Annotated in this window: 20 protein-coding genes and 1 pseudogene; 10 read left to right on the top strand and 11 right to left on the bottom strand. The window is 59.9% G+C overall.

Annotation, left to right across the window (positions count from 1 at the left end; translation table 11 throughout):
* Positions 1–153 precede the first annotated feature (153 nt).
* The 6 genes from mreD (at position 154) to tldD (ending at position 9,247) form a co-directional block, all read left to right on the top strand.
* Positions 154–642, top strand: a complete 489-nt coding sequence (gene mreD, locus F8N21_RS02740; RefSeq protein ID WP_412071618.1) for a rod shape-determining protein MreD — start codon at positions 154–156, stop codon at positions 640–642.
* Between the two features lie 44 nt (positions 643–686).
* Entirely contained in the window at positions 687–1,292 is a 606-nt protein-coding gene (locus F8N21_RS02735; RefSeq protein ID WP_150640655.1) for a Maf family protein, read from the top strand.
* 57 nt (positions 1,293–1,349) lie between these two features.
* Positions 1,350–2,807, top strand: a complete 1,458-nt coding sequence (gene rng / locus F8N21_RS02730) for a ribonuclease G (RefSeq protein ID WP_150640654.1) — start codon at positions 1,350–1,352, stop codon at positions 2,805–2,807.
* Between the two features lie 76 nt (positions 2,808–2,883).
* On the top strand, positions 2,884–6,687 hold the full coding sequence (locus F8N21_RS02725) for a YhdP family protein (protein ID WP_150640653.1): 3,804 nt from the start codon (positions 2,884–2,886) through the stop codon (positions 6,685–6,687).
* A 250-nt stretch (positions 6,688–6,937) separates the two neighbouring features.
* Positions 6,938–7,786, top strand: coding sequence for a carbon-nitrogen hydrolase family protein (locus tag F8N21_RS02720; RefSeq protein ID WP_150640652.1), 849 nt, complete (start codon positions 6,938–6,940; stop codon positions 7,784–7,786).
* An 18-nt stretch (positions 7,787–7,804) separates the two neighbouring features.
* Positions 7,805–9,247, top strand: coding sequence for a metalloprotease TldD (gene tldD, locus F8N21_RS02715; protein WP_150640651.1), 1,443 nt, complete (start codon positions 7,805–7,807; stop codon positions 9,245–9,247).
* A gap of 56 nt (positions 9,248–9,303) precedes the next feature.
* On the opposite strand, the gene yjgA is transcribed toward tldD, so the two are convergent.
* On the bottom strand, positions 9,304–9,825 hold the full coding sequence (gene yjgA / locus F8N21_RS02710; protein ID WP_150640650.1) for a ribosome biogenesis factor YjgA: 522 nt from the start codon (positions 9,823–9,825) through the stop codon (positions 9,304–9,306).
* Positions 9,826–9,933: 108 nt separating this feature from the next.
* Between yjgA and pmbA the strand changes: the two genes are divergently transcribed.
* The 4 genes and pseudogenes from pmbA to F8N21_RS02690 all read left to right on the top strand — a co-directional run.
* On the top strand, positions 9,934–11,280 hold the full coding sequence (gene pmbA, locus F8N21_RS02705; protein WP_150640649.1) for a metalloprotease PmbA: 1,347 nt from the start codon (positions 9,934–9,936) through the stop codon (positions 11,278–11,280).
* Between the two features lie 227 nt (positions 11,281–11,507).
* Positions 11,508–11,903, top strand: coding sequence for a FagA protein (locus F8N21_RS02700; RefSeq protein WP_150640648.1), 396 nt, complete (start codon positions 11,508–11,510; stop codon positions 11,901–11,903).
* On the top strand, positions 11,896–13,272 hold the full coding sequence (locus F8N21_RS02695) for a class II fumarate hydratase (protein ID WP_150640647.1): 1,377 nt from the start codon (positions 11,896–11,898) through the stop codon (positions 13,270–13,272). Before F8N21_RS02700 ends, F8N21_RS02695 begins: the two co-directional genes overlap by 8 nt.
* A 14-nt stretch (positions 13,273–13,286) precedes the next feature.
* Positions 13,287–13,574 (top strand): annotated as a pseudogene (locus tag F8N21_RS02690) (ZIP family metal transporter); the annotation flags it as partial.
* 192 nt (positions 13,575–13,766) lie between these two features.
* Here F8N21_RS02690 and F8N21_RS02685 read toward each other — a convergent pair.
* The 10 genes from F8N21_RS02685 to F8N21_RS02640 all read right to left on the bottom strand — a co-directional run bounded on the left by F8N21_RS02685 (position 13,767) and on the right by F8N21_RS02640 (position 20,872).
* Complete coding sequence (locus F8N21_RS02685) at positions 13,767–14,042, bottom strand: HPr family phosphocarrier protein (protein WP_150640646.1); 276 nt, start codon at positions 14,040–14,042, stop codon at positions 13,767–13,769.
* A 15-nt stretch (positions 14,043–14,057) separates the two neighbouring features.
* Entirely contained in the window at positions 14,058–14,915 is an 858-nt protein-coding gene (gene rapZ / locus F8N21_RS02680) for an RNase adapter RapZ (RefSeq protein ID WP_150640645.1), read from the bottom strand.
* 2 nt (positions 14,916–14,917) lie between these two features.
* A complete protein-coding gene (gene ptsN, locus F8N21_RS02675) occupies positions 14,918–15,382 on the bottom strand; it encodes a PTS IIA-like nitrogen regulatory protein PtsN (protein WP_150640644.1) in 465 nt (154 codons plus the stop codon).
* 12 nt (positions 15,383–15,394) lie between these two features.
* On the bottom strand, positions 15,395–15,703 hold the full coding sequence (gene hpf / locus F8N21_RS02670; RefSeq protein WP_003178005.1) for a ribosome hibernation-promoting factor, HPF/YfiA family: 309 nt from the start codon (positions 15,701–15,703) through the stop codon (positions 15,395–15,397).
* A 117-nt stretch (positions 15,704–15,820) separates the two neighbouring features.
* Entirely contained in the window at positions 15,821–17,314 is a 1,494-nt protein-coding gene (locus tag F8N21_RS02665; RefSeq protein WP_150640643.1) for an RNA polymerase factor sigma-54, read from the bottom strand.
* 221 nt (positions 17,315–17,535) lie between these two features.
* Positions 17,536–18,261, bottom strand: a complete 726-nt coding sequence (lptB, locus tag F8N21_RS02660) for an LPS export ABC transporter ATP-binding protein (protein ID WP_150640642.1) — start codon at positions 18,259–18,261, stop codon at positions 17,536–17,538.
* The gene (lptA, locus tag F8N21_RS02655) at positions 18,261–18,806 is read right to left on the bottom strand and encodes a lipopolysaccharide transport periplasmic protein LptA (RefSeq protein ID WP_150640641.1); all 546 of its coding nucleotides are present in this window, start codon (positions 18,804–18,806) and stop codon (positions 18,261–18,263) included. Before lptA ends, lptB begins: the two co-directional genes overlap by 1 nt.
* On the bottom strand, positions 18,793–19,365 hold the full coding sequence (lptC, locus tag F8N21_RS02650) for an LPS export ABC transporter periplasmic protein LptC (RefSeq protein WP_150640640.1): 573 nt from the start codon (positions 19,363–19,365) through the stop codon (positions 18,793–18,795). The genes lptA and lptC overlap by 14 nt, the downstream gene beginning before the upstream one ends.
* A gap of 8 nt (positions 19,366–19,373) precedes the next feature.
* Positions 19,374–19,898 (bottom strand): KdsC family phosphatase, encoded by a 525-nt coding sequence (locus F8N21_RS02645; RefSeq protein ID WP_150640639.1) that lies wholly within the window; start codon positions 19,896–19,898, stop codon positions 19,374–19,376.
* Positions 19,898–20,872, bottom strand: coding sequence for a KpsF/GutQ family sugar-phosphate isomerase (locus F8N21_RS02640; RefSeq protein ID WP_150640638.1), 975 nt, complete (start codon positions 20,870–20,872; stop codon positions 19,898–19,900). Before F8N21_RS02640 ends, F8N21_RS02645 begins: the two co-directional genes overlap by 1 nt.
* Positions 20,873–20,964: the final 92 nt, after the last annotated feature.

Here is a 20,964-nt window from a genome sequence, read left to right as displayed (position 1 = left end):
GGCCAAGCCGGGTGCTCCTGCAGTCGCAGCCAAACCTGTCGCAGCCAAACCAGCTGCAGCCAAACCACCCGCGGCGCAACCGGCTGCTGCCAAACCTGCGGCGACCAAACCGCCCGCTGCGGCACCGACGACACCTGTTCGGGAGAGACAATGATGCCCAGTACTCGGCCCCGTAACGGTTGGATAGTCTGGCTGACTTTTGCTATAGGTCTGTTGCTCAGCGTTTCGCCGTTGCCGCAGTTCATGGAAATCCTGCGCCCGCTTTGGCTGGCCTTGTTGCTGGCCTTCTGGGTGTTGGCATTGCCGCAGAAAATCGGCATGGTCACCGCATGGTGTCTGGGTCTGGCGGAAGATGTGCTGTACGGCACATTGTTGGGGCAGAACGCCTTGATCCTGACCCTGATCACCTTCCTGGTGCTGTCATTGCAGCAGCGCTTGCGCATGTTTCCGATGTGGCAGCAATGTCTGGTCATCCTGGTGATCTTCGGTCTGGCCCAGTTGGTACAGCTGTGGCTCAGCGCCCTGACTGGCAACCGCCAACCGACCCTGGCGCTGGTATTGCCAGCTTTGGTCAGCGCATTGCTCTGGCCATGGATCAGCTTCGGTTTGCGTGGATTGAGTCGCCGCTACAAAATCAATTGATTCGGTAGGCATTTGCCCCCGCACCTCGACAGGGAGATGTCTTGATGAACCTGCTCTATCTGGCTTCCGGCTCACCACGCCGACGCGAACTGCTGACGCAGATCGGCGTGCCGTTTTCCGCCATCAGCGCGGACATCGATGAAACCCCTCTGAATGACGAATCCCCTGCGGCCTATGTCGAGCGTCTGGCGCGCGGCAAGGCCGAGGCCGGGCGCGCGGTGCTGGCGCTCAGCGCGCCGACGGCAGCGCTTTGCGTGCTGGGTGCCGATACCGCGGTAGTGCTCGATGGGCGGATTCTCGGTAAACCGGTCGATGAAGCCGATGCCCTGGCCATGCTCATGGCGCTGTCCGACCGTGAACATGAAGTCCTGACCGCGATCGCCGTGCTCGACGGGCAACGTTGCGAGTCGCGGGTGGTCCGCAGCCTGGTGCGGTTTCGGCCGATCAGCCGTGAAGAAGCAGCAGCCTACTGGGCCAGCGGCGAGCCACAGGACAAGGCCGGCGGTTACGGGATTCAAGGGCTTGGCGCGGTGTTTGTCGCCGGGCTCAATGGCAGTTATTCAGCGGTCGTTGGCCTGCCCCTGTGCGAAACCTTCGAGCTGCTGGGCCATTTCGGCATACCCTGTTGGCAAAACCTTACCGTTCGCTAAGCGCCGTACCTGACTGACGCGGCCATTATCGTGAATACGCCTGAGCGAGACCCTGCCATGAGTGAAGAGATCCTGATCAACATCACGCCGATGGAATCGCGCGTGGCGGTGGTTGAAAACGGTGTTCTACAAGAAGTGCATGTCGAGCGCACCCAGAAACGCGGGATCGTCGGCAATATTTATAAAGGCAAGGTGGTCCGGGTTCTGCCGGGTATGCAGGCAGCATTCGTCGATATCGGCCTGGACCGCGCAGCCTTTATTCACGCCTCGGAAATCTCCATGCGTGAAGGCCCAGTGGTGGAAAGTATCAGCGCCCTGGTCCATGAAGGGCAGAGCCTGGTGGTGCAAGTCACCAAGGATCCGATTGGTACCAAGGGCGCGCGCCTGACGACCCAGCTGTCGATCCCGTCGCGTTATCTGGTGTACATGCCGCGCACCGCCCACGTTGGCATTTCCCTGAAGATCGAAGACGAAGCCGAGCGCGAGCGTCTGAAACAGGTAGTCAGCGATTGCGTGGCGAAGGAAGGCATCAAGGAAGCCGGTGGCTTCATCCTGCGTACCGCTGCCGAAGGTGCCGGGGCCGATGAGATCCTGATGGACATCCGCTACCTGCGCAGGCTGTGGGACCAGATCGCGGAGCAGATCAAGACCATCAGCGCGCCGAGCGTGATTTATGAAGACCTGGGCCTGGCCTTGCGCACTTTGCGCGATCTGGTCAGCCCGAAGATCGAGAAAATCCGGATCGATTCTCGGGAAACCTTTCAGAAAACCACGCAGTTCGTCGCTGAACTGATGCCGGAAATCGCCGATCGCCTCGAGCACTATCCCGGCGAGCGGCCGATTTTCGATCTGTACGGCGTCGAGGACGAGATCCAGAAGGCCCTGGAGCGCAAAGTGCCGCTTAAATCCGGCGGCTATCTGGTGGTCGATCCGGCGGAGGCCATGAGCACCATCGACGTCAACACCGGTGCATTCGTTGGCCATCGCAACCTCGAAGAGACGATCTTCAAGACCAACCTCGAGGCCGCGACCGCGATTGCCCGCCAGCTGCGCCTGCGTAACCTGGGCGGGATCATCATCATCGACTTCATCGACATGGAAGATGAAGAGCACCAGCGTCAGGTGTTACGCACCCTGGAAAAGCAGCTGGAACGTGACCATGCCAAGACCAACATCATCGGTATCACCGAGTTGGGCCTGGTGCAGATGACCCGCAAGCGCACCCGCGAAAGTCTCGAGCAGGTGTTGTGCGAACCCTGCAGCAGTTGCCAGGGCCGCGGCAAGTTGAAGACTCCGGAAACGGTTTGCTACGAGATTTTCCGCGAAATCCTGCGCGAAGCTCGGGCTTATCAGGCCGTTGGCTATAGAGTACTGGCTAACCAGAAAGTGGTGGACCGGCTGCTCGACGAAGAGTCGGGCAATGTCGCTGAGCTGGAGGGGTTTATCGGGCGGACCATCCGCTTTCAGGTGGAGACCATGTATTCCCAGGAACAATACGACGTGGTGCTGCTCTGAATCGGCGTGCTTTACTTTTATTGAACGCGACTGACTTCAGCGTTTCGCATGACTATTGCCTTGGGGGCCACCTGACATGGAGCGTCTGATACGCTTTTTCGCTGCCCTGACCCGTTGGTCCCTGGGGCTTTGCGCATTGTTGCTGGTGTTGACTGCGCTGTACGTCAGTCTTGGTCGTGAATTGACGCCGCTGGTCGCCGAGTATCGCGTCGAAGTCGAGACCAAGGCCCGTGAAGCGTTGGCCATGCCGCTGCACATCGGCAGTCTCGAAGGCACCTGGAGCGACCTGGCACCGATTCTGTTGGTGCACGACGTGATGGTGGGCGAGGGCGCCAACGCGTTGCGCCTGGATCAGGTGCGGGTGGTGCCGGATGTCTGGGCCAGCCTGATGGCGCGCGAAGTCCGCATCGCCCATCTGGAACTCAACGGTCTGAAACTCAACCTGAAGGAAAACCAGGATGGCCAGTGGGCGCTTGACGGGTTGCCGCTGCCGCAGGATCAACCGTTCGATCCCGAGCAACTGCTCAATCGCCTGCAAATGGTTGCTGAGCTGTCGGTGCTGGACAGCCAGGTCACCTTGCAGCCGTTCAATGAAACCCCACTGACCCTGACCTATGTCGGCCTGAATCTTGAAACCGGCGCTACTCGCCAGCGTCTCGACGCGCGCCTGACCCTGCCTGACGGCCAACCCCTGGCCCTGAACTTGCGCACTCGCCTGCGCGCCAGCCAGTGGCGCGATGGCGAAGCCGATGCCTACCTGAGCCTGCCGCAAAGTGATTGGGCGCGCTGGTTGCCGGCGCGCCTGACCCGGCAATGGAAGTTTTCCGAGCTCAAGGCCGGTGGCGAGTTCTGGCTGAGCTGGGGCCAGGGCGCGGTGCAAAGCGCAGTCCTGCGTCTGAATGCTCCGCAAGTCAACGGTGCCTATGCCGAGCGCAAGCCAGTCAAGGTCCACAATCTGGCGCTCAACGCATGGCTCCAGCGCAGCGCTGAAGGCCTCAACGTAAAGGTCGATTCGCTGGCCATGAACCTTGGCGAAACCCGCTGGGAGTCCCATGTGCAACTCCAGCAACTGGCTGGCGCGGAGAAATCCGCGGAGCGCTGGCATCTCCAGGCTGATCGCCTGGATCTGACCCCGCTCACGCCGCTGCTGGAGGCCCTGGTCCCGGTGCCGGACAAAGTCGCCGAGGTGATCGACAACCTCAAGGTGATAGGCACCCTGCGCAACGTGCTGCTCGATTACCGCCCGTTGGCCACTGGTGACCAGCGTCTGAGTTTCGCCGCCAATCTTGAACGGGTCGGATTCAACGCTTATCACGGTGCTCCGGCGGCTCGAAACGTCACCGGCAGCATCAGTGGTGACCTCGGCCAGGGCGAGTTACGCATGGACAGCAAGGATTTTTCCCTGCACCTGGACCCGATCTTCGCCAAGCCATGGCAGTACATCCAGGCCAATGCACGGCTGACCTGGAAGCTCGACAAAGACAGTTTGACGCTGATCTCCCCGTATCTGAAAGTGCTCGGCGAAGAAGGCAAGATTGCCGGCGACTTCCTGATGCGCCTGTATTTCGATCCCGCCCTGGAAGACTACATGGACCTGCGGGTCGGGTTGGTCGACGGTGACGGTCGTTACACCGCCAAGTACTTGCCGACGATGCTCGGCCCGGCCCTGGATGAGTGGCTGCGCACGGCCATTCTCAAGGGCGCAGTGGACCAGGGCTTCTTCCAGTATCAGGGCTCGCTGAACCATGGTGCCGCCGAAACGGCGCGCAGTATCAGTCTGTTCTTCAAGGTGCATGACGCCGAACTGGCCTTCCAGCCGGGGTGGCCGCACGTCAGCAAGGTCAGCGGCGATGTCTTTGTCGAAGACAGCGGCGTACGAATCCTCGCCAGCAAAGGCCAGCTTCTCGATACCCAGGTTCGCGACATCTACGTCAACATTCCCCATGTGCCCTCCGGGCAAACCAGTCACCTGTTTCTCGATGGCGAGTTTTCCGGTGGCCTGGGCGACGGTTTGAAAATTCTCCAGGAAGCGCCGATCGGCACCGCTTCGGCCTTTGCCGGCTGGCAGGGCGAAGGGGATTTGCAGGGCAAGCTGAAACTGGATATTCCCCTGGCCAAGGGCGAGTTGCCGAAGATCCTGGTGGACTTCAAGACCGCCAGGGCGCGGCTGAAAATGAGCGAACCTGAGCTTGAACTCAGTCAGCTCAAGGGTGATTTGCGCTTTGACAGCAGCAAAGGCTTGAGTGGCCAAGGCATTACTGCACAAGCCTTCGAACGGCCGATTACCGCGCAGATCTTTGCCGACGGCAGCCCGGGGAAGCTCAACACCCGCGTGGTCGCCAATGGCCAGGTGGCGGTGAAGAAACTCACCGACTGGCTGAAAGTCAGCCAGCCGCTGCCGGTTTCCGGCGATGTGCCTTATCAATTGCAGCTGAAGCTCGACGGCGCCGACAGCCAGTTGATGGTCAATTCCAGCCTCAAGGGAGTCGCGGTGGATTTGCCCGCGCCTTTCGGTCTGGCGGCCGGCGAAAGCCGCGACACCGTGTTCCGGATGACCCTACAAGGGACTGAACGACGTTATTGGGTGGACTACGGCGACTTGGCCAACTTCACCTTCGCAGCGCCGCCCGGCAACATCGCTGACGGTCGCGGTGAACTGTTGCTGGGCGATGGTGATGCGCAGTTACCGGGCGCTAAGGGCTTGCGGGTCCGCGGCACGCTGTCCGAGCTGGACATAGAACCCTGGAAAGCCCTGGTCGATCGTTATGCCGGGCAAGATCCCGGTGGCAGCGCCAAACAACTGTTGAGCAGTGCCGACATTAAAGTAGGCAAGCTCACTGGCTTTGGCAGCACCTTCGATCAGGTGGCGCTGCAACTGAATCGCAAACCGGCGACCTGGGCCTTGCAGATCGATAGCCAGCAGGCCAAAGGCAATGTCGGCATCCCCGACGCCAAAGGCGCGCCGGTGGTGATCAACCTGCAATATGTACGGTTGCCGGCGGTGGATCCGACGGTTCAGGCCGACGAAAATGCCCCGGATCCCTTGGCCTCGGTCGATCCGACGAAAATCCCCGCGCTGGATATCACCATCAGCCAGCTGTTTCAGGGCAAGGATCTGGTCGGTGGCTGGTCGCTCAAAGTGCGTCCAACGGCCAAGGGGATTGCACTCAACAACCTGGACCTGGGCCTCAAGGGCATGGTGTTGCAGGGTTCCGGCGGCTGGGAAGGCCAGCCAGGGACCAGCAGCAGTTGGTACAAAGGCCGCCTGGGCGGCAAAAACCTCGCTGATGTGCTCAAGGGCTGGGGCTTTGCGCCAACCGTGACCAGCCGCGATTTCCACATGGATGTCGACGGTCGTTGGCCGGGCTCCCCGGCCTGGGTCGGGCTCAAGCGCTTTTCCGGCAGTCTCGATCCGACACTGCGCCAAGGTCAGTTCGTTGAAGTCGAGGGCGGCGCACAGGCGTTGCGAGTGTTCGGTCTGCTGAACTTCAACTCGATCGGCCGGCGCCTGCGTCTCGATTTCTCTGACCTGTTCGGCAAAGGCTTGAGCTACGACCGGGTCAAGGGTTTGCTGGTGGCCACCAATGGGGTGTACGTCACCCAAAAACCGATCACCCTGACCGGACCCTCGAGCAATCTGGAACTCAATGGCACGCTGGACATGGTCGCCGACCGGGTCGACGCCAAGTTGCTGGTGACCTTGCCGGTAACCAACAACCTGCCGATCGCCGCCTTGATCGTCGGTGCCCCGGCGATTGGCGGTGCGTTGTTCCTGATCGACAAGCTGATCGGTGATCGCGTGGCGCGTTTCGCCAGCGTGAAATACACCGTCAAAGGCCCGTGGAAAGAGCCGAAAATCACCTACGACAAGCCTTTTTGAAAAACCACGATACATGCCTATGGAGTAGCATGACGGCATCCCTTTTGTAGCAGCTGGCGAAGCCTGCGTCCGGCCGCGAAGCGGTCGTAAAATCTGACACTGCGATTCTTGTGGCAGACCGCGCGCAACGGCTTTACGACTGCTGCGCCCGAACGCGGACCGAGCCTGACGCAGGCTTCGCCAGCTGCTACACAGGGTTTTGCTGAGCCTGCGTCGGGTGTGCAGAACCAACCGAAAAAAGGAATACGCCATGTCTCTTGCGGTGATTCAAATGGTCAGCCAGAGCGACGTGCCGGCCAATCTGGCCCAGGCCCGGCGCTTGCTCGAGCAGGCAGCGGCTGGCGGTGCCCGGCTCGCGGTGCTGCCGGAAAACTTCGCGGCCATGGGTCGCCGGGATGTTGCCGATCTCGGCCGTGCCGAGGCCCGGGGCGAGGGTCCGATCCTGCCCTGGTTGAAACAGACCGCTCGCGACCTCAAGTTATGGATAGTGGCTGGCACCTTGCCGTTGCCACCGGTGGATCAACCGACGGCCAAGGCCAATGCCTGCTCGTTGCTGATCGACGAACACGGCGAGACGGTGGCGCGTTACGACAAACTGCATTTGTTCGATGTGGACGTGGCCGATCACCGCGGTCGTTATCGTGAATCCGATGACTATGCTTATGGAGGGGCGGTGGTGGTGGCTGACACGCCCGTCGGCCGGGTCGGCCTGACGGTGTGTTACGACCTGCGTTTCCCCGAGTTGTACACTGAGTTGCGCGCCGCCGGTGCCGAGTTGATCACCGCACCCGCGGCATTTACCGCGGTGACCGGTGCGGCCCATTGGGAGGTGCTGATTCGTGCACGGGCGATCGAGACCCAGTGTTATGTACTGGCAGCCGCCCAGGGTGGGACTCACCCGGGCCCGCGAGAAACCTTTGGTCATGCCGCGATTATCGACCCATGGGGCCGCGTGCTGGCCGAACAGGATCAAGGCGAGGCCGTGCTGCTGGCCGAACGCGATAGCAACGAACAAGCGTCCATCCGGGCGCGGATGCCGGTGGCCAGCCACCGGCGCTTTTTCTCGCAGGGCGCGCAGCGACCTGCCTCAGAACGATGAATTTAAGGCGTAAAGCATATGAGCGAGTTGTTGACCTCAGTCAGTGAACACCTTTTAGCACCCGGCGGCGTGACCATCGAAAGCCTGCAAGCAGTGCTCGGTGATCTGGCCGGTCCGGGCATCGATGCCGCCGACCTGTATTTCCAGGGACAGATTTCCGAGTCCTGGGCGCTGGAGGATGGCATCGTCAAGGAAGGCAGTTTCCATCTCGACCAAGGGGTCGGCGTGCGTGCGCAATCGGGCGAGAAGACCGGTTTTGCCTACAGCAACGCCATCACCCTTGAAGCCCTGGGCGCGGCGGCGCGCGCGGCACGTTCGATCTCCCGCGCCGGGCAGAATGGCACGGTGCAGGCTTTTACCACCCAGGATGTTGCACAGTTGTACGGGCCCGACAATCCGCTCGAGGTAATGACTCGCGCCGAGAAAGTCGAACTGCTCAAGCGCATCGACGTGGCAACCCGCGCCCTTGATCCGCGTATCCAGCAGGTGACCGTGAGCATGGCCGGGGTCTGGGAACGGATCCTGGTGGCGTCCACCGACGGCGGCCTGGCGGCGGATGTGCGGCCACTGGTGCGCTTCAATGTCAGCGTGATCGTCGAGCAGAATGGGCGCCGTGAACGCGGTGGCCATGGTGGTGGCGGGCGTACCGATTACCGCTACTTCCTCAGTGACGACCGTGCCATGGGCTATGCCCGTGAAGCGCTGCGCCAGGCGCTGGTCAACCTTGAGGCGATTCCGGCGCCGGCCGGTACCTTGCCGGTGGTCCTCGGTTCCGGTTGGTCCGGCGTACTGCTGCACGAAGCGGTCGGGCACGGTCTGGAAGGCGACTTCAACCGTAAAGGCAGTTCGGCTTACAGTGGCCGCATGGGTGAGATGGTTGCTTCCAAGCTCTGCACTATCGTCGACGATGGCACTCTGGCCGGTCGCCGTGGTTCCTTGAGCGTCGACGACGAAGGCACCCCGACCGAGTGCACCACGCTGATCGAAAACGGCGTGCTCAAAGGTTATATGCAGGACAAGCTCAATGCCCGCCTGATGGGCCAGGCCCGCACGGGCAACGGTCGTCGCGAGTCTTATGCGCACTTGCCGATGCCGCGCATGACCAACACCTACATGCTCGGTGGCGAAAGCGATCCGGCGGAAATCATCGCCTCGGTGAAGAAGGGCATCTACTGCGCCAACCTCGGTGGCGGCCAGGTGGACATCACCAGCGGTAAGTTCGTGTTCTCTACCAGCGAGGCCTATCTGATCGAAGACGGCAAGATCACCACACCGGTCAAAGGTGCGACCTTGATCGGTAACGGCCCGGAAGCCATGAGCAGGGTGTCGATGGTCGGTAATGACCTGGCGCTGGACAGCGGGGTAGGGACGTGCGGCAAGGATGGACAGTCGGTGCCGGTAGGTGTCGGCCAGCCAACCTTGAAGATTGACGCGATCACCGTGGGTGGCACGGGCGGGTGAAGTGGAGCCTTGGGTGGGCGAACCGCTACGCGGCGCAACCCACCCGGGGTCGAAGACTAACGCAAACCGCGTTGAGTCTCGTCCAGCTCACGGATGTATTTGAAGATTTTTCGGCTGGCAGCAGGTGGCTTGCTTTGCGCAAGTTCATGCTGGGCCTGACGGATCAGGGAGCGCAGTTGCTGGCGATCCGCGTCCGGGTAATCGACGACGAACTTCTCCAGGACGCCGTCATCGCCCGCGATCAAACGATCGCGCCAGCGTTCCAGACCGTGGAAACGTTCGTTGTACTGGCGAGTGGAGGCATCGAGTTGATCAAGCAAGGACAGAATGGCGTCAGTGTCCTGATCGCGCATCAGTTTGCCGATGAACATGAGGTGCCGTTTACGCGCGATATTCGCGGTGTGCTTGGGCGCATCGTTCAGAGCCCGGCGCAAGGCGTCGGTCAATGGCAGTTTTGCCAGCAAGTCAGGCTTGAGTGTTGTAAGGCGCTCGCCGAGGTCAACCAGAGCATGCAGCTCACGTTTGACCTGGGATTTGCTTTTCTCCCCATCGAGGGAGTCGTCGTAAGAATCAACCATGGTGGCAGTCCGCAAAGAAACGCCGCCATGATAACCAGTCGGGGGCCGCTTGTCCGGCCCGGTCGCTCGAAGGCCTTAACCGAAAGCAGAATTTGAGTGGAGAAAACCATGAGTGCAGCAGAAAGCGTCGGCCCACAAGCTTTGCCGGCACTGCAGGAACAAGTCGAGCAGATCATCGCCGAAGCCAAACGCCAGGGCGCCAGCGCCTGCGAAGTCGCGGTGTCTCTGGAACAGGGATTGTCGACCTCGGTTCGCCAGCGGGAAGTCGAAACCGTTGAGTTCAATCGTGACCAGGGTTTTGGCATCACTTTGTATGTGGGCCAGCGCAAAGGCTCGGCCAGCACCTCGGCCAGCGGTCCGGAGGCGATTCGCGAAACCGTCGCCGCGGCACTGGCCATCGCCAAACACACCTCGGAAGACGAGTGTTCAGGGCTGGCCGATGCCGCCTTGATGGCCAAGGACTTGGCGGATTTCGACCTGTTCCACGCCTGGGACATTACCCCGGAACAAGCCATCGAGCAGGCTCTGGCCTGTGAAGCGGCGGCGTTTGCCGCCGACAGCCGGATCAAGAACGCCGACGGCACCACCCTGAGCACCCATCAGGGCTGCCGGGTGTATGGCAACAGCCACGGGTTCGTCGGCGGTTACGCGTCGACCCGGCATAGCCTGAGTTGCGTGATGATTGCCGAAGCCGACGGGCAGATGCAGCGCGATTACTGGTATGACATGAACCGCCAGGGCGAACTGCTCGCTGATCCGGTCAGCATTGGCCAGCGCGCCGCGCAACGGGCGGCCAGCCGTCTGGGCGCGCGACCGGTTCCGACCTGCGAAGTGCCGGTGCTGTTTTCCGCAGAATTGGCCGGCGGTCTGTTCAGCAGCTTCCTCGGGGCGATTTCCGGCGGCAACCTGTACCGCAAATCGTCGTTCCTCGAAGGCACGCTGGGGCAGCGGTTGTTCCCGGAGTGGCTGACCCTGGATGAGCGCCCGCATTTGATGCGCGGCCTGGCCAGTTCGGCGTTCGATGGCGACGGTCTGGCCACTTATGCCAAGCCTTTTGTCGAGAACGGTCATTTGGTGTCTTACGTGCTGGGCACTTACTCCGGCCGCAAGCTGGGCATGCCGAGCACCGCCAACGCTGGCGGCGTGCACAACCTGTTCGTCACCCATGGCGATGAAGACCAGGCTGCGCTACTGCGTCGCATGGGTCGCGGGTTGTTGGTCACCGAATTGATGGGCCAGGGCCTGAACATGGTGACGGGCGACTACTCCCGTGGTGCGGCTGGGTACTGGGTGGAAAACGGTGAGATCCAGTTCGCGGTGCAGGAAGTGACCATCGCCGGCAACATGCGTGACATGTTCCAGCAGATTATCGCGGTGGGTAATGACTTGGAGCTGCGTAGCAATATTCGTACGGGGTCGGTGTTGATCGAGCGGATGATGGTGGCGGGTAGCTAAACGGCTACAGCTTCAAGGGAAGGCGTGTCACCCAGTGGGTGACGCGCCTTTTTTTTTGAGTTGAGGTGGGCCGAAAAGATCGCAGCCTCGCTTCGCTCGACAGCTCCTACGGGGGAGGGGGGTCGCGCCGATTTGTGTAGGAGCTGCCGCAGGCTGCGATCTTTTGATCTTGTGTTGATTCTTAATATCATATAATAATAAATCTCATTATCGAATGAGCCCAGGTCATGAGTTCTGCCTTGCACGAGCAGCCTTATCTTGAAAGCTGGCGCTGGATGAGTCGTCAGATCCGTTGCGCACTGGATCCTGACGAACCGCGCCTGATCGAGCACTACCTGGCTGAAGGCCGTTATCTGGCCTGTTGCACGGCCACTTCTCCCTGGACCGTCGCCGAGACCGCGTTCCGCCTGTTGCTCGACACTGCCAGCGACACCGCGCTGCCCTGGCATTGGCGCAGTCTGTGCCTGGATCAGGCCTGGCGGCCGTTGCGTGACCTGGAGCGGTTATCCCTGTGCAAGTGTCGGCTCAAACGCTGGCAAAGCTATTCCTGGCAACTGGCGACCTGCTCGTTGCAGCCCTCCATTCCTCTCATAGAACTGCTGCAAGGATTTCCCGATGAGTAATTTCCGTATCGAACGCGACAGCATGGGTGAACTGCAGGTCCCAGTGGATGCCTTGTATGGCGCGCAAACCCAGCGTGCAGTGAACAACTTCCCGATCAGCCAACAGCGTATGCCGGCCCAGTTCATTCGCGCGCTGATCCTGGCCAAGGCCGCGGCGGCCAGGGCCAACGTCGAGCTTGAGCAGCTCAGCCCGGCCCAGGGTAAAGCCATCGTTGACGCGACTCAGGGGTTGCTCGAAGGTGATTACATGCAGCATTTTCCGGTGGATATCTTCCAGACCGGTTCCGGCACCAGTTCCAATATGAATGCCAACGAAGTGATCGCGACGCTGGCCAGCCGCTTGCTGGGCGAGGTGGTCAATCCGAATGACCATGTCAACTGTGGGCAGAGCAGCAACGACATCATCCCGACCACCATTCATGTCAGCGCCGCCTTGGCGTTGCACGAGCAGCTATTGCCGGCACTGGTGCATCTGGTCGAGGTGATCGAGCGCAAGGCCGAGCAGGTTCACCCGTTTATCAAGACCGGGCGCACGCACCTGATGGATGCCATGCCGGTGCGCATGAGTCAGGTGCTCAACGGCTGGGCGCAACAGCTCAAGGCCAGTATCGGCCACCTGCAGGACTTGTTGCCGAGCCTGCAGTCCCTGACTCAAGGCGGCACCGCAGTCGGCACCGGGATCAACGCCCACCCTGAATTCGCCGCACGTTTCAGTGAGCAGCTCAGCGCTTTGACCCAGGTGCAATTCACTCCAGGCAAGGATCTGTTCGCGCTGATCGGCTCCCAGGACACCGCGGTAGCTGTCTCTGGCCAGCTCAAGGCCACTGCCGTGACGCTGATGAAAATCGCCAACGACCTGCGCTGGATGAACTCCGGCCCCTTGGCCGGTCTCGGTGAGATTGAACTGGAGGCGTTGCAGCCTGGTTCGTCGATCATGCCGGGCAAGGTCAATCCGGTGATCCCGGAAGCCACTGCGATGGTTGCCGCTCAAGTGATCGGCAATGACACGGTGATCACAGTGGCCGGGCAGTCGGGCAATTTCGAGCTGAACGTCATGCTGCCGATCATTGCCCAGAACTTGCTGAGCAGTATTGAGTTGCTGGCCAACTCCAGTCGTTTGCTGGGGGACAAGGCCATCTCCAGTTTCAAGGTCAACGAAGCCAAGCTCAAGGAAGCGCTATCGCGCAACCCGATCCTGGTCACCGCACTCAACCCGATCATTGGTTACCAAAAGGCCGCAGAGATCGCCAAGCAGGCCTATCAGCAGGGGCGACCGGTTATTGATGTGGCCCTGGAACACACCGAACTGTCGCGCAGCCAACTGGAAGTCCTGCTTGATCCGGAAAAGCTCACGGCGGGTGGCGTGTAATCACCGACTCAGCTATTGCGTTGGTATTGGCTGGGGCAGGGATGTCGCGGGTCAAGGCGTTCCTGATCGGCGCGGCTTCAGGTTTGGTTGAGCCAGTCTTCGCGCTGTTGTGTGCCTGGCTGGTGAGCCTGGGGGAAATGTTCTTGCCGCTGGGATTGGCGCTGGCTGCCGGCACCATGCTGTTGGTGGTGACTCACGAGATCATCCCGGAGTCGCGGCGCAATGGTCACGACAAACTGGCCAGTCTGGGGCTGCTGATCGGGTTTTGTCTGATGATGGTGAGGGATACGGCGTTGGCGTAGCAATGTCTCGTAGTAGGGAATAGATGAATTACTTGTGGCGAGGGGGCTTGCCCCCGCTCGGCTGCGAAGCAGTCGTAATCCGGAGTATGCGATCTACCTGAGAGACCGCGGTGTTAGTGTTTGGGGCCGCTTCGCGACCCAACGGGGGCAAGCCCCCTCGCCACAACAAGCCCGCTCAACACAGATTGTGTATTACTCGCCTTCGTCGAAGTAGCGGTTGATCAGATCGACCAGCGCGTCCAGCGCTTCCTGCTCTTGCTCACCTTCGGTGCTCAGGTGGATTTTCGTTCCTTTGCCCGCAGCCAGCATCATCATGGCCATGATGCTTTTGCCGTCGATCGTGGATTCAGGCGTACGTCCTACTCGGATTGTGCAATCCTTGAACTGACCGGCGACTCCAACGAACTTGGCAGAAGCGCGGGCATGCAGACCCAGCTTGTTGATGATTTCAATTTCCAGAGCGGGCATCGCGGTGTGGATCCTTTAGCTAAGGTCGCGGTGGCGAACCTGGACGTTCTTCAGGGATGTTTGCAGGACCTGGCCCAGACGTTCGGTCAGGTAGACGGAGCGATGATGGCCGCCGGTGCAGCCAATGGCGATGGTGACGTAGGCGCGGTTGCTGGCGGCGAAACGAGGCAGCCACTTCAGCAGATACGCGGAAATATCCTGGAACATTTCTTCGACATCCGGTTGCGCGGCCAGATAGTCGGCAACCGGTTGATCCAGCCCGGACTGCTCGCGTAACTCGGGTTTCCAGTACGGATTGGGCAGGCAACGCACATCGAAGACCAGGTCGGCATCGACCGGCATACCGCGCTTGAAGCCGAAAGACTCGACCAGGAACGCGGTGCCTGGCTCCGGCTGATTCAGCAGGCGCAGCTTGATGGTGTCACGCAGCTGATACAGGTTCAAATGGGTAGTGTTGATCTTGAGGTCTGCGAGGTCGGCAATCGGCCCCAGCAGGTTGGTTTCATCGTCAATGGCTTCGGCGAGCGATCGATTGGCGTTGCTCAGCGGGTGACGCCGACGGGTTTCCGAAAAGCGCTTGAGCAGGGTTTCTTCGTCGGCGTCCAGGTACAGCACATCGCATTGGATGTGCCGGCCGCGCACTTCTTCGAGCAATTGCGGGAAGCGTGTCAGGTGGCTGGGCAGATTGCGCGCATCGATCGAGACGGCGACCAGCGGTTGCGCCAGTTCCGTATGGATCAACGCGCGCTCGGCCAACTCCGGGAGCAGGCCTGCCGGCAAGTTATCGATGCAGTAGTAGCCGCTGTCCTCCAGTACGTCGAGGGCGGTGCTTTTACCTGAGCCGGATCGGCCGCTGACGATGATCAAACGCATGATTAGGGACCGTTCTGCTCGTCCAGGACGACCTGGTACAGGGCTTCGTTGGTGGCGGCGCTGCGAAGTCTTTCGCGCACTTCCTTGCGGTCAAGCATGCTGGCAATCTGCCGGAGCAGTTCCAGGTGCGCATCGGTAGCCGCTTCCGGGACCAACAGGACAAACAGCAGGTCGACCGGGGCGCCATCGATGGCGTCGAAATCTATGGGGGTGTCCAGGTGTATCAAGGCACTGATGGGCGATGTGCAACCCTTGAGACGACAGTGTGGGATGGCGATGCCGTTGCCAAAACCGGTGGAACCGAGTTTTTCACGGGCAATCAGACTCTCGAAGACGTCTTGCATTTCCAGATCCGGCACTTCGCGGTGGATAAGGTTGGCAATTTGTTCGAGTGCGCGCTTTTTACTGCCGCCCGGCACGTTCACCAAAGAACGGCCGGGGGTCAGGATATTTTCAAGTCGGATCATGGGTAGGGGATGTTAGCGACCGGTTGCGCCCTGAAGGAGGCTCTGGGTCTTTTCCTTATGCTTTTTGAGTTGGCGATCCAGCTTGTCGGTGAGCAGGTCGATAGCAGCATACATGTCCGTATGCTCAGCGTTGGCGACCACTTCTCCGCCGGGAATATGCAGCGTGGCTTCGATTTTCTGCAGCAGCTTCTCGACATTCATCGTGACTTGCACGTTGGTGATCTTGTCGAAATGCCTCTCCAATCGGTCGAGTTTTTCGCCGATATAGGTGCGCAGAGGTTCGGTTACTTCCAGTTGGTGTCCACTGATGTTGACTTGCATACAGCTTCTCCTTCGTTGCCAGTGCATAAGGCGGCAGGCTGGCTTGCCTGCCACTAGGCTGTGTCCGAAAACTGCCTGAGTTTTCAAACACACCCTGGAACGCTGTGGCGTGGCCCGTTACATCAACCGCTTGCGTTCGCTCGAAGGCGCGATCCCAAGGGATTCGCGGTATTTGGCGACGGTGCGGCGGGCTACCTGAATGCCTTGTGCCTCCAGTAAACCAGCGATCTTGCTGTCACTCAACGGCTTTTTCTGATTTTCCGCCGCAACCAGTTTTTTGATGATCGCGCGGATCGCTGTGGACGAGCATTCACCGCCTTCAGAGGTGCTGACGTGGCTGGAGAAAAAGTATTTCAGTTCGTAGATACCCCGGGGGGTATGCATGAATTTTTGCGTGGTCACCCGGGAAATCGTCGACTCGTGCATGCCGACCGCTTCGGCGATGTCATGCAGGACCAACGGTTTCATCGCCTCATCGCCGTACTCGAGAAAGCCGCGTTGATGCTCGACGATCTGGGTGGCGACTTTCATCAGGGTTTCGTTACGGCTTTGCAGGCTCTTGATGAACCAGCGCGCTTCCTGCAGTTGGTTGCGCATGAAGGTGTTGTCGGCACTGGTGTCGGCGCGGCGGACAAACCCGGCGTACTGCGGATTGACCCGCAGGCGCGGCACGGACTCTTGATTCAGTTCCACCAGCCAGCGCTCGTTGTCCTTGCGCACGATGACGTCGGGGACGACGTATTCGGCTTCACTGGACTCGATTTGCGAACCAGGGCGCGGGTTGAGGCTTTGCACCAGCTCGATGATTTGCCGCAGCTCGTCTTCCTTGAGTTTCATGCGGCGCATCAGCTGGCTGTAATCGCGGCTGCCGAGCAGATCGATGTAGTCGGTGACCAGGCGCTTGGCCTCGGTCAGCCAAGGGGTCCGGGCCGGTAGTTGACGCAGTTGCAGCAACAGACACTCGCTCAGATTGCGCGCACCTATCCCGGCCGGCTCGAATTGCTGGATGCGATGCAGGACGGCTTCGATTTCGTCCAGTTCAACGTCCATTTCCGGGTCGAAGGCTTCCAGGATTTCCTCTAGAGTCTCGTCCAGGTAGCCCTGATTGTTGATGCAATCGATCAGGGTGACGGCTATCAGCCGATCGGTGTCGGACATCGGCGCCAGGTTCAGTTGCCAGAGTAAATGGCTCTGCAGGCTCTCACCGGCCGATGTACGGGTGGTGAAATCCCACTCGTCGTCATCGTTGCTCGGCAGGCTGCTCGCGCTGGTCTGGTAAACGTCTTCCCAGGCGGTATCGACTGGCAGTTCATTGGGGATGCGCTCGTTCCAGTCGCCTTCCTCGAGGTTGTCCACCGTCGGGGCGGTTTCCTGGTAGGAGGGTTCCTGAACATCGGCGTTGGGTTTCTGCTCGACGTTGTCGGCCAGAGGGTCGGCGTTATCGAAGTCGTCGCCTTCTTCCTGGCGTTCGAGCATCGGATTGGACTCCAGGGCCTCCTGGATTTCCTGTTGCAGGTCCAGGGTCGACAATTGGAGCAGGCGGATGGCCTGTTGCAGCTGCGGTGTCATCGTCAGCTGCTGGCCCATTCTCAAGACTAGCGATGGTTTCATGGCAGGGGCTTAACACCTTATTCGCCGGCGCGCATGCGCCATCCACTACAGGGCGCCGGAGCGCCAAACATAAGCAAATTATATGCCTGAAACCGCAGTGTTTGCCTAGAGCGCGGTAACAATAAAAATGTAGAAGGTTTTGTTGACACGGGCGCTCCGGCAATGGCCGAACACTCGAGATCGAGTGATTGCCCCAAAGCGCCTGCTACTGGTCTCAAGGCTTACAGGCGGAACTCGTGGCCCAGATACACTTCCTTGACCAGTTCATTGGCCAGGATGGTCTCGGAATCGCCTTCAGCGATCAGTTGGCCGTCGTTGACGATGTAGGCAGTCTCGCAGATATCCAGGGTTTCACGGACGTTGTGGTCAGTGATCAGCACGCCGATGCCCTTGGCCTTCAGGTGGTAAATGATCTGTTTGATGTCGCCTACCGAAATCGGGTCTACACCGGCGAAAGGTTCGTCGAGCAGGATGAATTTCGGCGATGTAGCCAGGGCCCGGGCAATTTCCACCCGGCGGCGTTCACCACCGGACAGGCTCATGCCCAGATTGTCGCGGATGTGGTGGATGTGGAATTCCTCCAGCAGGCTTTCCAGCTCCTTGCGACGATCGGCCTTGTCGAGCTCCTTGCGGGTTTCGAGGATGGCCATGATGTTGTCGGCGACCGAGAGTTTGCGGAAGATCGACGCTTCTTGCGGCAAATAGCCGATGCCAGCCCGTGCCCGACCGTGCATCGGCTGGTGGCTGACGTCCAGATCATCGATCAGTACCCGACCCTGATCGGCCTGGACCAGGCCGACAATCATGTAGAAGCAGGTGGTCTTGCCGGCGCCGTTCGGGCCGAGCAGGCCGACGATCTGGCCGCTGTCGATCGACAGGCTGACGTCGCGCACGACCTGGCGGTTCTTGTAGCTCTTGGCCAGATGCTGAGCTTTCAGAGTTGCCATTACGGGGCCTTTTGCTCGTCGGTTTTCTTCTTCGGCTGGATCACCATGTCGACCCGCGGACGCGGCGCGGTCACCGAGGCGCCGGTGGCGCGGCCGGCATTGGCGACCTGCTTCACGGTGTCATAGACGATTTTCTCGCCTTCGGTGGTATTGCCTTCGTTGATCACTTTGGCTTTGTCGATCAGCACGATGCGATCTTTCGATGCGTGGTACTGGATGGTCACGGCATAGGCCTTGACCGGCTCTGGATCACCGGCCTTCTGCAGCTGTTCGAAGTAAGCCAGGTTGCCGACGGAGGTCACCACGTCGACTTCACCCGAAGGGGCGCGGGTGATGGTCACGGTGTTGCCGGTGATCTTCATCGAACCCTGGGTGATGATGACATCGCCCTTGTAAGTGGCAATGCCTTGCTTGTCATCCAGTTGGGCGTCGTCGGCCTGAATGCGAATTGGTTGATCTCTATCAGTCGGCAGAGCCCAGGCGCTCGCGCTTCCCAGTGCTGCGCTCAGGCTGAGCAAAATAGGGAGGGTTTTAACGAGACTCATACTGTCCTCTTACGTTAGAGAGCAGGTGTATCCTGCTTTCTTTCAAGTACGCTTTCATTCCATTACCAGTCGACACGCCACCAGCGCCATCGATTCTAACGGCTTGCTCGGTCTGCGCATATTGCTTCTCGGGGAATACAGTCATGCGACTGCTGGTAATGATCGTCGTGCGCTTTTTATCGTCGGTACGTGCGATACGTACCGAATCAATCAGTTCGACTTCAGTGCCGCCAGAATTGACCTCGCCACGCTCACTCTGGACGTGCCAGGGATAAGTCGTGCCGCGATACAGGTTAAGGTCGGGTTTTGTCAGCAATGTCACATCGGTTGCTTTCAGGTGTTCGACCTTGTCTGCAGTCATTTCGTACTGCAGCTTGCCATCGGGCAGAAACTGAACGCTGTGGGCGTTGATTGCATAGTTGTCGATGACGCTTTCGTCGACAGCCACCGTCGGCCGTTCCATAAAGCGTTCCGGGCTGATGTTCCAGTAGCCGACGGCCGCAAACAGCGCGGCAATGGCTGTGAACATCACAATGTTACGAACTTTCTTGCTCAGCATAGATGGCTCTACAGGTAAGCGGCGTTGGCTGCTTCAAGGTTGCCTTGGGCACGCAGGATCAGCTCGCAGAATTCGCGTGCAGCCCCTTCGCCGCCACGGGCCTGGGTAATGCCGTGTGCATGTTCGCGAACGAAGCTGGCGGCGCTGGCGACTGCCATGCCCAGGCCCACGCGACGAATCACTGGCAGGTCAGGCAGGTCGTCGCCGAGGTAGGCGACTTGTTCATAGCTCAGGTTGAGTTGCGCCAGAAGCTCGTCGAGTACCACCAGTTTGTCTTCGCGCCCCTGATAAAGATGAGGGATTCCGAGATTTTTCGCCCGACGCTCAACCACCGGGGTTTTGCGGCCGCTGATAATAGCGGTCTGCACGCCCGTAGCCATCAGCATTTTGATGCCCTGGCCGTCGAGGGTGTTGAACGTCTTGAATTCGCTGCCGTCTTCGAGAAAATACAGGCGGCCATCGGTCAGCACCCCGTCGACGTCGAAAATCGCCAATTTGATGTGTTTGCCGCGCTGCAACAGATCGGTGCTCATTATATTACTCCGGCACGCAGCAAGTCGTGCATGTTCAAGGCGCCAACCGGCCGGTCTTCGCTGTCGACCACCACCAGGGCGTTGATTTTGTTGTCTTCCATGATTTTCAGGGCTTCGGCGGCGAGCATCTCGGCCCGTGCGGTCTTGCCATGAGCAGTCATCACTTCATCAATGATGGCGCTGTGGATATCGATGGCGCGATCCAGTGTGCGCCGCAAGTCGCCATCAGTGAATATCCCGGCCAGACGTCCGTCGGCCTCGAGCACCACGGTCATGCCCAGACCTTTGCGAGTCATTTCCATCAACGCGTCTTTGAGCAAGGTCCCGCGCTGCACGTGCGGCAACTCCGTACCGGCGTGCATGACGTTTTCCACTTTCAGCAGCAAGCGACGACCCAAGGCGCCGCCCGGATGGGAAAAGGCGAAATCTTCGGCGGTGAAGCCCCGTGCTTCAAGCAGGGCGACGGCCAGTGCGTCGCCCATGACCAGCGCGGCGGTGGTCGAAGAGGTCGGCGCCAGGTTCAGCGGGCAGGCTTCGTGCTCGACATTGACATTGAGATTGACCTCGGCAGCCTTGGCCAGCACTGACTCGGGATTGCCGGTCAGGCTGATCAGCTGGATGCCCAGGCGTTTGATCAAGGGCAACAGCGTGATGATTTCATTGGTGGAGCCAGAGTTGGACAGCGCGAGGATAATGTCATCCCGGGTAATCATGCCCATGTCGCCGTGGCTGGCTTCAGCCGGATGGACGAAAAATGCGGTGGTGCCGGTGCTGGCCAGGGTGGCGGCTATTTTGCTGCCGATGTGCCCGGATTTGCCCATGCCGACCACGACTACGCGGCCTTTGCTGGCCAGAATCATCTCGCAAGCGCGTACGAAATCTGCGTCGATATGGACCAGCAAGCCTTGTACGGCTTCAAGTTCGAGGCGGATGGTGCGTTGTGCTGATTGAATCAGGTCGCTGGATTGGCTCATGACAGAAGTCGAATACCCTGATGAAAAGGCGGCGATTATAACGGTAATGATCGATTCCCTCACGCAAGTTCGTCAGGCTTTATGTAAGAGGT

The organism is Pseudomonas fluorescens, from assembly GCF_902497895.1.
GTDB lineage: Bacteria > Pseudomonadota > Gammaproteobacteria > Pseudomonadales > Pseudomonadaceae > Aquipseudomonas > Aquipseudomonas fluorescens_BP.
This window is presented reverse-complemented; position numbering and strand designations above follow the sequence as displayed.